The organism is Bradyrhizobium sp. AZCC 1577 (genome assembly GCF_036924575.1).
Classification (GTDB): Bacteria; Pseudomonadota; Alphaproteobacteria; order Rhizobiales; family Xanthobacteraceae; genus Bradyrhizobium.
Window position 1 is genome coordinate 5817495 of sequence record NZ_JAZHRQ010000001.1, and the last position, 12386, is coordinate 5829880.

Sequence of the window (12386 nt, forward strand, 5' to 3'; positions counted from 1 at the left end):
GGCCTTCAACTACCAGTAGACTGCGCTGGCGCCACCGATAAAAAGGACGTGCGATGACCGATGTCCCCATGAACGCCGGTACTCAATCGATCGCCGCCGAACCGAGCCTTCGTAGGGTGATGGGCCCCTGGCTGCTCTTGCTGTTCATCGTCGGCGATATTCTCGGCACCGGAATCTATGCGCTCACGGGCCAGGTGGCGAAGCAAGTCGGCGGTGTCGTGTGGCTGCCTTTTGTGGTTGCGTTTGTGGTCGCCCTTGTGACCGCGTTCAGCTATCTAGAACTGGTCACGAAATATCCAAAAGCTGCGGGCGCGGCGCTCTACACTCACAAGGCTTTTGGTATCCATTTCGTCACGTTCATCGTTGCATTTGCGGTGATGTGCTCGGGTATCACCTCGGCATCGACCGCTTCCCGGGCTTTCGCCGCGAACATGTCGAACGCAATGGGCCTCAACCTATCGACCCTTGCCATCACGATTACCGGTCTCGCTTTCATGGCTGTCGTTGCCGCGATCAATTTCCGTGGTGTTGGCGAAAGTCTGAAAGCTAACGTCGTTCTCACCTGCGTGGAGCTGACGGGACTGCTGATCATCATTGTGATCGGCCTTTGGGCGATCGGGTTGGGCCAGGGCGATGTCTCGCGTGTCATGCAGTTTCGTTCGACCGCTGACGGCGGCATGTTCTGGCCGGTGATTGCCGCGACCACGCTCGCTTTTTTTGCCATGGTGGGCTTCGAGGACTCGGTCAACATGGCCGAGGAATGCAAGGATCCAAGCCGTCACTTTCCAAAGGTGCTGCTTGCAGGCCTCGTGATTACCTGTCTCATCTATGTCCTTGTCTCGGTCTCGGCGATCACCCTGGTGGCGCCGGAGCAATTGGGCGAAGGCGAAACACCCCTTCTGAAGGTCGTCCAACAGGGCGCGCCAAATTTTCCGATCTGGATCTTTGGATTCATCACCATGTTTGCCGTGGCCAATACCGCTCTCATCAACATGCTCATGGCCAGTCGCCTTGTGTATGGCATGAGCCGCGAGCATGTGCTTCCGCCAGCTCTCGGGAGAGTACACAGGACGCGGCGGACGCCTTATGTCGCCATCGGCTTCACGACCTTGCTGGCGTTTGCTCTGATCACGTTCGTCGGTGAGGTGCCGGCACTCGGAGGCACCACCGCGCTGCTTTTGTTATGCGTTTTCACGGTGGTTAACGTTGCGGTGCTGGTGCTTCGGCGCGATTCTGTAAGTCATCAGCATTTTCGCACGCCGACCATTCTGCCGAGCCTGGGCGCTGTGTTTTGCGCTTTCCTCGCCAGTCCCTGGGCCGGCCGCGACCCCGTTCAGTACCGGGTCGCCGGCGTCCTGATCGGGGTGGGCATCGTTCTGTGGCTCATCACGATCATGCTCAACCGGATGACCGGGATAACGAGGGTCGAGCCAGATATGGAACATTTAAGTCGCGGCGGGCCCGTCAACTAGACGACGCTGGCCGCTCAGTTCATCCGCAGTTCCGTGATGTGCCGCGGATCGGGGCTCAGTTCGCCGTGCTCCACGCGCTTGACAATATCCGTCAGCGCGGCGTTTGCAGTGCAGGCGATGCCGAGTTTCTCGCCCTCTCGCACGACAAAACCGTTGAGGAACTCGATCTCCGTGCGGCGGCCCTTCTGCATGTCCTGACCCATCGAGGGGCGCTGCTGGGAAGACGTGCGCTTTGAGTCCTTGAAGCGCTGCTCGTCGCAGGCGCGCATGGCTTCCTCGTCGCCCTCGCCGGCGCGCGCGATCATCTCGGGCGTCAGATGCAATATCTCTTCCAGTTGATAGCCATGCGCCTGCCCGACGCGGATCGCTTCGCTGCCAAGCCGGGTGGAGAACCGACGGAGCGGCTCGCTTTGCAGGATTTCGGCGCCCGGCAGGCCGGTGCAGGCCGAGAGCCCGTTGCCCATGACGTTGGCGACCAGTTTCGACCAGCGCTCACCCCATAGATTCTCCGTCACCTTGGCGCTGTCGGAATAGCCGACCAGGCGGCAGACTTCTTCCGCCCGCGGCGTGATCCGGCCGTGCACTTCGCCGGCGCGAAACACCGTGTGCGCCGCCCCGCCCTTGCCGGCGCCGCGGTGGATGTGACCGGGCTCCGGCAGGTTCACCGTGATGCTGCTGGCAATGCAGCCCAGCGTCTTGCCCCAGCCGACGATGCCGGCAATCGTCTCCTCGTTCATGCAGTTCTGCAGCGACACGACATAGCCGTCCGGCGCCAGATATTGCTGGATCAACATAGTGGCCCAGGCGGTGTCGTAGGATTTCATGCAGACGAAGGCGATGTCGACCGGCTTCTCCCTGGCGAGCCGCTGCGCATCCGTGACGTGAAGCGCGCGCACGGGCACCGAGAATTCCGCGACATCCATCGCGTGGGTGACGCGCAGCCCATGCTTTCGCATGTGCTCGACGTGCCCAGGCCAGGGATCGATGAAAGTGACGTCCTCGCCCGCCTGCACCATATGGGCGCCGGCATACCCGCCGACGGCCCCCGCTCCGACGATCGCGATCCTGCGCGCCATGCTTCCCCCTGATCTTGCTTCCGTTGGAGGACAGTCTAGCGGATCGGATATTTCGGCCAAGTGGCGGCTCTGTATCAAAAGCGGCGCCGTGCCATGCGGCAATCATGGATTGCTTGTGGCTGCGCCACTCGCAGCCAAGGCTCAGCCGGCCTTCGTCTCCGGCATCGCCCCACCAAGCGCCACCGTCAGCTCCGCCGCCACCTCCCTCACCGTCTGCCCCAACATCGGCAGGCGCTCATCCGTCAGGCGGCTGGTCATGCCCGAGACGGAAATCGCGGCCAAGGGCTCGGCGCAGTCGTTGTAGACCACTGCGGCGATGCAGCGCAGGCCCATGCAGGCTTCCTCGTCGTCGATCGCAAAACCTTGGCGGCGGATCTTCTCGAGTTCCTTGAACAGATCGCCCGGGCGCACGATCGATTTTTCGGTCAGCCGCGGCATGCCGTGATGACGGATGATCGCGCTGACGTCCTCGTTGGAATAGGTCGCCAGCACCGCCTTGCCGACGCCGGAGGCGACCATGGCGACGCGGCCGCCGACCTTGGTCAGCGAACGCATGATTTCGCGGCTTTCCATGCGCGTCAGCACGATGATGAATTCGTCGTCGACTACGGCGAGATTCGCCGTCTCCCGAGTCAGGTCGCGTAGCTTGCGCAGGTAAGGCACCGCCTGCGCCGTGAAGTTGCGGCGGCGGGCGAAGGTTGCTCCCACCGTGAAGGCGCGCGCACCGACATGCCATTTCGATTCGGTGCGGTCGAACTGCACGAAGCGGCGGCTTTCCAGCGTCCCGAGCAGGCGATGCACGGTCGAGGTCGAAAGTCCCGTGCGGATGGCGAGATCGCTGAGGCGATAGCCTTCGTCGTCTTCAGCCAGCGTCTCGATGATCGAGAGCGCACGATCGACGGACTGCACGCCGCCGTCGCGGGCGTTCTCGTCCTGGTCTGCACCGGATTTCGGCTCGATCGCCTTGCGCCGGACCACGTCTTTTCTCATCGCGACCTGCATCCATCAATCAGTCAGAGTGCCAGCGCGTCGAACGGCGAATGTCCGCTTGTTGTTATTCGTTGGACAAAAATGCCGCTTCGGAGAGCTTCCGAAGCGGCACTTATCGTTGATAAGCTCAGAGCAGGCCCGCGCCGCGCGCCCACTTGTACTTGGCCCCTAACACCTCGACCGGCAGTTCGGTCGAATAGGCATAGGCGGGGATGCCGTTCTGGTAGAGGTATTCGGCGGCTTCCTCGACCTCGACGTCGCCGGCGAGCGAGGCGACGATCGGCTTCACAAAGCCCTTGGCCTCCATCTCCTTCTTCACCTCGACCATGTTGCGGGCGAACACCATCGGCGGCGTCACGATGGTGTGCCAGTAGCCGAGGATCAGTGCGTGGATGCGCTCATCCGACAGGCCGAGCTTCACCGTGTTGACATAGGTGATCGGCGGCTCGCCGCCGGTGATATCCACAGGATTTCCGGCCGCGCCGAACGGCGGGATGAACTTTCTGAACGCGGCATCGAGGTCCGGCGGCATCGTCATCAGCGACAGGCCGTTATCGACCACCGAGTCCGACAGCAGCACGCCCGAGCCGCCCGCACCGGTGATGATCAGAATGTTCTCGCCCTTCGGCGTCGGCAGCACCGGCACGCCGCGCGCGAATTCGAGCAATTGCCGCAAGCTGCGGGCGCGGATCACGCCCGACTGCGCGAACACGTCCTCGTAGATCTTGTCGTTGCCGGCAAGCGCGCCGGTATGGGAGGATGCCGCCTTCGCACCGGCCGAGGTGCGGCCCGCCTTCAGCACCACCACCGGCTTCTTCTTGGCGACGCGCTTGGCAGCCTCCGCAAAGGCGCGGCCGTCCTTCAGGTCTTCGCAGTGCTGTGCGATGATCGCGGTGTTCGGATCCTGCTCGAAGAAGGCGAGCAGATCGTCCTCGTCGATATCGGACTTGTTACCGAGACCGACGATCGCGGAGACGCCCATCTTGGCCGAGCGCGAAAAACCGATGATCGCCATGCCGATGCCGCCGGACTGCGACGACAGCGCTGCCGAACCCTTGACGTCGTAGGCGGTGCAGAACGTGGCGCAGAGATTGGCCGGCGTATAATAGAAGCCATAGATGTTCGGCCCCATCAGGCGGATGTTGTACTTCTTGCCGACCTCGACGATCTCGGCCTGCAATTCCGGCGCGCCGGCTTCGGCAAAGCCCGACGGAATCAGCACGGCACCTGGAATTTTCTTCTCGCCGCATTCGGCCAGCGCGCCGGCAACGAATTTTGCGGGGATCGCGAACACTGCGGTGTCAATTACGCCCGGAACATCCTTGACGCTCTTGTAGGCCTTGTAACCAAGGATATCGGCCGCCTTCGGGTGGATCGGATAGATCTCGCCCTTGTAGCCGCCGTTGATCAGGTTCTTCATCACGGAGTTGCCGATCTTGCCGTCCTCGGCGGAGGCGCCGATCACAGCAACGCCCTTCGGCTGCATGATGCGGTTCATCGCAGTGACGATTTCTTCGGTCGGGCGCGGCGCCGGACGCGGCTTGTAGTCGAAATCGACGACGATGCGCACGTCGGCGGCAATCGCGTCCTTCTTGGTGGCGAATACCGGATTGAGATCGAGTTCAACGATTTCGGGGAAATCGCTGACGAGCTGCGAGACCTTGACGATGACGTCAGCCAGCGCATCGCGGCTGACCGGATCGCCACCGCGCACGCCCTTCAGCATGTCATGGGCCTGGATGCCGTCGAGCATCGACAGCGCATCGTCCTTGGTTGCGGGCGCGAGGCGGAAGGTGATGTCTTTCAGCACCTCGACCAGCACGCCGCCGAGGCCGAAGGCGACAAGCTTGCCGAACGAACCATCGGTAATGGAGCCGACGATGACCTCGGTTCCACCGGCCAGCATCTGCTGGACCTGGATGCCCTCGATCTTGGCATCGGCCTTATACTTCTTCGCATTGGCGAGAATGGTGTCATAGGCCTTCTCGGCATCGGCCGCGGTCTTGACCCCGACCATGACGCCGCCGGCTTCGGTCTTGTGGAGAATGTCCGGCGAGACGATTTTCATCACCACAGGGAAGCCCATGCTGGATGCGATCTTGGATGCATCAGCGGCAGATTTGGCCACGCCCTCTTTAGGAACCGGGATGCCATAGGCATCGCACACCACCTTGCCTTCCGGCGCGGTAAGGCTCGTGCGCTTCTCGGCTTTCACCGTATCGAGCACCCGGCGGACAGCCTCTTGGGCGCTGGGCTCGGCGATCTTGCGGGCCGCATCTGCAGAATTTGACATTGGCTTCCTCCTGGGGCTAGTTTTATGGCATTTGGTATGCCAGAGATTAGATTGTCAAGACAAACTATCGCGCAGAAACAGCGAAAACACGGGCATCTTGACATCCTGGTATTTGGTATGCCAAAAATCTTCGGGTGTTTCTTCTGCTAAGAAGACGTCTCCAAAACAGGGAGGAGACGAGTCGTGCCCGCACGTAAACAAACCAAGGCGCCGCCTGTCATGGCTGAGGCAGATATCGCAATCGTTCGGATTGCGCCTGAGACGAGCTTCAAGAACAAGGCCTATGAGGCCTTGAAGGAAGCTATTCTCAAGATGGATATCTATGCGACGCCCGAGCAAGTGATGCTCGACGAGCGCGCGCTGTCCGAACGCCTCGGCGTCAGCCGCACCCCTATTCGCGAAGCCATCGCGATGCTGGAACAGGATGGCTTCGTCAAAACCGTGCCGCGTCGCGGCATCGTCGTGGTCCGCCGCACCAAGACCGAGATTGTCGACATGATCCGCGCTTGGGCCGCTCTCGAGAGCATGGCGGCGCGCCTGATCACGACCACCGCGCGCAAGAAGGACATCACCGCGCTGCGTGATTTCTTCAAGGATTTTGGCAAGGACCGGCTGCCGCAGGATCATGTCGAGGAATACTCCAAGGCCAACATCGCGTTCCATCAGGCGCTGATCTCGCTTTCGGAATCGCCGGTGCTGGTCGATTTGACCAACGATCTGCTGCTGCATGTGCGCGGCTACCGGCAACTGACTATCGGACGCAAGGATCGCACCGCGACCTCGCTGCCCGAACATCTTGGCATCATCGAAGCGCTGGAAGCACGCGATACCGAACTCGCCGAGAAGCGCGCGCGCGACCACACGCTGGGCCTTGCCGCCTACGTCGAAGCGCACGGGCAGGAACTTTTTAGCTAGACGAACCTTCGCACCAGAAGACGACGAAAAATCGTCCGAACCAAAACGATCAGGGAGATGAAGCCCATGCTGAATACCGCGACCAAGTCCGAAGCACCGGGCACCGAGCAAGAGCTGACGGATGGTTTTCATCTCGTCATCGATGCGCTCAAGCTCAACGGCATCAATACCATCTATGGTGTGCCGGGCATCCCGATCACCGACCTCGGACGCATGATGCAGGCCGCGGGCATGCGCGTATTGTCGTTCCGCCACGAGCAGAACGCCGGCTACGCGGCCTCGATCGCTGGCTTTCTCACCAAAAAACCGGGCGTCTGCCTCACGGTGTCGGCGCCCGGCTTTCTCAACGGCCTCACTGCGCTGGCCCACGCCACCACCAACTGCTTCCCGATGATCCTGATCTCGGGTTCCTCCGAGCGCGAGATCGTCGACCTGCAGCAGGGCGACTATGAAGAGATGGACCAGCTTGCGATTGCCAAGCCGCTCTGCAAGGCAGCGTTCCGCGTGCTGCATGCCGCCGACATCGGCATCGGTCTTGCCCGCGCGATCCGCGCCGCGGTGTCGGGACGCCCGGGCGGCGTCTATCTCGACCTGCCGGCCAAACTTTTCGGCCAGGTGATGGACGCCGGCGCCGGCGCGAAGTCGCTGGTGAAGGTGATCGACGCAGCCCCCGCCCAGATCCCTGCCCCGTCGGCCGTCAAGCGCGCGCTCGACGTGTTCAAGGGCGCCAAGCGCCCCCTCATCATTCTCGGCAAGGGCGCGGCTTACGCACAGGCCGACAACGAGATTCGCGCCTTCGTCGAAAAGACCGGCGCACCTTTCCTGCAGATGAGCATGGCCAAGGGCCTGCTGCCCGACACGCACGCGCAGTCGGCCGGTGCCGCGCGCTCGACCGTGCTGAAGGACGCCGACGTCGTGATGCTGATCGGCGCCCGCCTCAACTGGCTGTTGTCGCACGGCAAGGGCAAGACCTGGGGCGATGCGCCGAAGAAATTCATCCAGGTCGACATCGAGCCGAAGGAGATGGATTCCAACGTCGAGATCGCGGCCCCTGTGGTCGGCGATATCGGCTCCTGCGTATCCGCTCTGCTCGAGGGCATGGGTGGCAACTGGCCGGCCGCGCCAGCCGACTGGGTCTCGACCGTCAACAAGAAGCGTGACGACAACGTCGCCAAGATGGCGCCGAAGCTGATGAGCAACGCTTCCCCGATGGATTATCACGGCGCGCTCGGCGCGCTGCGCACCATCATCAAGGAACGGCCGGACGCCATCCTCGTCAACGAAGGCGCCAACACGCTCGACCTCGCCCGCGGCGTCATCGACATGTACAAGCCGCGCAAGCGGCTCGACGTCGGCACCTGGGGCGTAATGGGTATCGGCATGGGCTATTCGATTGCGGCCGCGGTCGAAACCGGCAAGCCGGTGCTCGCGGTCGAAGGCGACTCGGCGTTCGGCTTCTCCGGCATGGAGATCGAGACCATCTGCCGCTATCAGCTTCCGGTCTGCATCGTCATCTTCAACAATGACGGCATCTACCGCGGCACCGACGTCAATACGGGCGGTTCCGATCCGGCGACGACGGTGTTCGTCAAGGGCTCGCGCTACGACAAGATGATGGAAGCCTTCGGCGGCGTCGGCATCAACGCCACCTCGCCCGACGAATTGAAGCGCGCCGTCAACGCGGCGATGGATTCCGGCAAGCCGACGCTGATCAACGCCGTGATCGATCCGGCGGCAGGCTCGGAGAGCGGCCGCATCGGCAACCTCAATCCGCAGAGCGTCCTGAAAAAGAAGTAACCGACTTCCATCCATTCAATCTGCATCACGCAGTACAGACACAGTACGGAGCAATGACGATGACAAAGGCGCTCACGGGCGTTCGTATTCTCGATTTCACCCACGTCCAGTCGGGCCCTACCTGCACGCAATTGCTGGCGTGGTTCGGCGCCGACGTGATCAAGGTCGAGCGCCCCGGCGTCGGCGACATCACCCGCGGCCAGTTGCAGGACATCCCGAACGTGGACAGCCTGTATTTCACCATGCTGAACCACAACAAGCGTTCGATCACGCTCGACACCAAGAACCCGAAGGGCAAGGAAGTCCTCACCGCGCTGATCAAGAACTGCGACGTGCTGGTGGAAAACTTCGGCCCCGGCGTGCTCGACCGCATGGGCTTCCCCTGGGAGAAGATCCACAGCATCAACCCGAAGATGATCGTGGCCTCGATCAAGGGCTTTGGCCCCGGCCCCTACGAAGACTGCAAGGTGTACGAGAACGTCGCGCAGTGCACCGGCGGCGCCGCCTCGACCACCGGCTTCCGCGACGGTCTGCCGCTCGTCACCGGCGCGCAGATCGGCGACAGCGGCACCGGCTTGCATCTGGCGCTCGGCATCGTCACCGCGCTCTATCAGCGCACCCACTCGGGCAAAGGCCAGCGCGTCACTGCAGCGATGCAGGACGGCGTATTGAACCTTGCGCGCGTAAAGCTGCGCGACCAGCAGCGCCTCGCCCATGGCCCGCTGAAGGAATACAGCCAGTACGGCGAAGGCATTCCGTTCGGCGACGCCGTGCCGCGCGCCGGCAACGATTCCGGCGGCGGTCAGCCGGGCCGCATCCTCAAGTGCAAGGGCTGGGAGACCGATCCCAACGCCTACATCTACTTCATCACCCAGGCGCCGGTCTGGGAGAAGATCTGCGACGTCATCGGCGAGCCCGGCTGGAAGACCCATCCGGATTACGCCAAGCCGGCGGCCCGCCTGCCCCGGCTGAACGAAATCTTCGCCCGCATCGAGCAGTGGACGATGACGAAGACAAAATTCGAGGCGATGGAAATCCTCAACAAGGACGACATCCCCTGCGGCCCGATCCTGTCGATGAAGGAGATCGCCGAAGACCAGTCGCTGCGCGCCACCGGCACCGTGGTCGAGGTCGATCACCCGACCCGCGGCAAGTACATCTCGGTCGGCAATCCGATCAAGCTGTCGGACTCACCGAGCGAGGTGACGCGCTCGCCGCTGCTCGGCGAGCACACCGACGAGATCCTGCGCCAGGTGCTCGGCTTCAGCGATCACCAGGTGGCGGAAATCCACGATTCCGGCGCGCTCGAGCCGCCGCGCAAGCAGGCGGCGGAGTAACGACGCCATCCGAACAGCACGAAAGGCCGCCGGTTTCGGCGGCCTTTTTGTTAGGGCGAGAAGCGGCGGCCACCTGCCACACCTCTCCCGCTCGCAACGAGATCGCATCGAAGATGCGGCACTTTGAAGGGCTGACAGCTTTATGAAGGCAAGCGGACGTTGGGGATAGCAGAAGCAAGGTCGGCTCTGGGCCAAGAGCCGACATTGCATGCTAGAGCTGACATGAAACAATGACGCGGCCGGAGCGAGGTATCGATGCGTGCGATTGGATGGCTTGCTGCTTTGTTCGTCGTTAGCGCCGCTATGATGTTCGTTGATAAACTGCTTCAACAAGGTTGGACAGTCGTTGCCACCCTTCTTGGCATTGCCGGGATGATCAGCAGCGTCGTGTTGTTGTTAATCATCGCGCCCGGCGTTCTAAAATCTCATCTCAAAAATCGGTCACCACGGGGATCGACTTAGGCGGCTCGACCGCTTTGGGTCCACAAAGCTGACATCGCAGCAGGCAAAGAGCGAGGTCCTCGGCTTCAGCGATCACCAGGTCGCCGAAATCCACGACTCCGGCGCGCTCGATCCGCCGCGCAAGCAAGCGGCGGAGTAAGCAGCCTGGGATTCTGGAATGCAAAGGCCGCCGGTTTCCGGCGGCCTTTTGCCATTCTGGAGTGCCAGCATCTCGACCCATTGCTGCAATGCAAACGTCTGATTGCTGCTATGCAAACAAAGTTATTGTTGGTGGTATCTGGTATACATAAAGTCTCCCCGTATCACGAAAGCGGAGCTTCTCCGCTACTTCAGAAAGGGGACATCCATGTCCAAGACTGCATCCATCGGCCTCCTGCCCTCCGCCACCCTGTTCGGCCGCCTGATGGCTTCCATCGACCGTCTGCTGATCGCGAGCAGCCGCATTGCGGTTCGCAACGGCGACCTCCCCCCTTTCGGCCTCTGATGCTTCTACAATAAGAACTTTTTTGCGCGACACCGCGCGAAATCTGACAGCAACCATCGATTGCATTTCGATCAACGGCCCCGGTTTCCGGGGCCGTTTTCGTTCGCCGCTCACCGATTGCCTGTTTGGGCATCACCTGCGACAAATTGGCCTAGCCTCCTGTCGAAACCAAAAACCAGTTGCATCGTGGCATATCATATACAACAATTCTAAAAAACGCCCATACCAGAACAAGGGCGCATACCAGGGGGGAGCTAGGCCGTGCAGTCCGCAAGGGACAGCGAAGGCGATATCGCAAGGAACGGGCAGCGTGAGCGTGCCCACCCCTCTTCTTGCGCCTCTCAGACTCACAATTGGCCGAAAGGAGCGGATGCCGCCCGATCAGGCCCCTCGTACAATTCGAACCCGCGGGAGTAGCGTCGAGGCAACCATTGCGGCGCGACGATCATGGGTGCATGAAGACCCGAAACGTTTGATCGGGAATGAACTTACCAAGCCGGCAAAGACCGGCGTAACCACAGTTCAACGGGAGTGAAGCAAATGAGGCGTTCTACACAACTTGCGTTAGGGACGATTGCAGCGCTGTGCGCAGGCAGCGTCACGGCTCCTGCAATTGCGGCATGGGAACCGGTGCGGCCCGTTGAATTCATCGTCCCCGCCGGCACAGGCGGCGGCGCCGACCAGATGGCGCGCACGATCCAGGGCATCGTCACCAAGCACAATCTGATGAAGCAGCCGCTGGTCGTCATCAACAAGTCGGGCGGCGCCGGCGGCGAAGGTTTCCTCGACGTCAAGGGATCGGGCGGCAATCCGCACAAGATCATCATCACGCTCTCCAATCTCTTCACCACTCCGCTTGCCACCGGAATTCCGTTTAGCTGGAAAGATCTCACGCCGGTCGCGATGCTGGCATTGGATGAATTCGTGCTGTGGGTGAACGCCGACAAGCCGTACAAGACGGCGAAGGAGTACATCGATGCCGTGAAGGCCGCTCCCGCCGGCTCGATCAAGATGGGCGGCACCGGCTCGAAGCAGGAAGATCAGATCATCACTGTCGCCGTGGAAAAAGCCGTCGGCACCAAGTTCACCTACATTCCCTACAAGGGCGGCGGCGAAGTCGCCGTTCAACTCGTCGGCAACCACGTCGATTCGACCGTCAACAATCCGATCGAGGCGGTTGCGCAATGGCGCGGCGGCAAGCTGCGTCCGCTCTGCGTTTTTGACGCAAAGCCGATGGCCTACGATGAGCCGATCGCGGACGGCAAGGGCTGGAAGGACGTTCCGACCTGCAAGTCGGCAGGTCTCGACATGGAATATCTGATGCTGCGCGGCATCTTCATGGCGCCCAGGGCCACCAAGGACCAGGTCGAGTATTATGTCGAACTGTTCAAGAAAGTTCGCGCCACTCCCGAGTGGCAGGACTTCATGAAGAGCGGCGCATTCAACACGACCTTCCTGACCGGCGCAGAATACGCCAAATGGGTCGAGGCCGAGGACAAGCGTCATCAGGCTCTGATGAAAGAGGCCGGTTTCCTCGCTCCGAGCAACTGACCGAGAAGC

10 protein-coding genes are annotated in these 12386 nt (G+C 61.7%); 7 read left to right on the top strand and 3 right to left on the bottom strand.

Translation table 11 applies throughout. The features are described from left to right. Positions 1-53 precede the first annotated feature (53 nt). Positions 54-1472 (top strand): APC family permease, encoded by a 1419-nt coding sequence (locus tag V1278_RS27745; RefSeq protein WP_334382892.1) that lies wholly within the window; start codon positions 54-56, stop codon positions 1470-1472. A gap of 14 nt (positions 1473-1486) precedes the next feature. Here V1278_RS27745 and V1278_RS27750 read toward each other — a convergent pair whose 3' ends face one another. The 3 genes from V1278_RS27750 to V1278_RS27760 all read right to left on the bottom strand — a co-directional run bounded on the left by V1278_RS27750 (position 1487) and on the right by V1278_RS27760 (position 5831). Further along, positions 1487-2548, bottom strand: coding sequence for a ketopantoate reductase family protein (locus V1278_RS27750; RefSeq protein ID WP_334382893.1), 1062 nt, complete (start codon positions 2546-2548; stop codon positions 1487-1489). Between the two features lie 141 nt (positions 2549-2689). Then, complete coding sequence (locus V1278_RS27755; RefSeq protein ID WP_334382894.1) at positions 2690-3538, bottom strand: IclR family transcriptional regulator; 849 nt, start codon at positions 3536-3538, stop codon at positions 2690-2692. 127 nt (positions 3539-3665) lie between these two features. Then, on the bottom strand, positions 3666-5831 hold the full coding sequence (locus V1278_RS27760; RefSeq protein WP_065748333.1) for an acetate--CoA ligase family protein: 2166 nt from the start codon (positions 5829-5831) through the stop codon (positions 3666-3668). A gap of 219 nt (positions 5832-6050) precedes the next feature. On the opposite strand from V1278_RS27760, the gene V1278_RS27765 reads away from it, so the two are divergent. The 6 genes from V1278_RS27765 (at position 6051) to V1278_RS27790 (ending at position 12377) form a co-directional block, all read left to right on the top strand. Beyond that, a complete protein-coding gene (locus V1278_RS27765) occupies positions 6051-6746 on the top strand; it encodes a GntR family transcriptional regulator (RefSeq protein WP_051379524.1) in 696 nt (231 codons plus the stop codon). Positions 6747-6812: 66 nt separating this feature from the next. Beyond that, positions 6813-8543: an oxalyl-CoA decarboxylase gene (gene oxc, locus V1278_RS27770; RefSeq protein ID WP_065748613.1), complete on the top strand. Its 1731-nt coding sequence runs from the start codon at positions 6813-6815 to the stop codon at positions 8541-8543. Positions 8544-8602: 59 nt separating this feature from the next. Then, a complete protein-coding gene (gene frc, locus V1278_RS27775; RefSeq protein WP_334367976.1) occupies positions 8603-9880 on the top strand; it encodes a formyl-CoA transferase in 1278 nt (425 codons plus the stop codon). A gap of 255 nt (positions 9881-10135) precedes the next feature. Then, the gene (locus V1278_RS27780; RefSeq protein ID WP_334382895.1) at positions 10136-10342 is read left to right on the top strand and encodes a hypothetical protein; all 207 of its coding nucleotides are present in this window, start codon (positions 10136-10138) and stop codon (positions 10340-10342) included. A 346-nt stretch (positions 10343-10688) separates the two neighbouring features. Then, a complete protein-coding gene (locus tag V1278_RS27785; RefSeq protein ID WP_334367974.1) occupies positions 10689-10826 on the top strand; it encodes a hypothetical protein in 138 nt (45 codons plus the stop codon). Positions 10827-11366: 540 nt separating this feature from the next. Further along, positions 11367-12377 carry a Bug family tripartite tricarboxylate transporter substrate binding protein gene (locus tag V1278_RS27790; protein WP_334367973.1) on the top strand — a complete coding sequence of 337 codons (1011 nt, stop codon included), beginning with the start codon at positions 11367-11369 and terminating at the stop codon, positions 12375-12377. Positions 12378-12386: the final 9 nt, after the last annotated feature.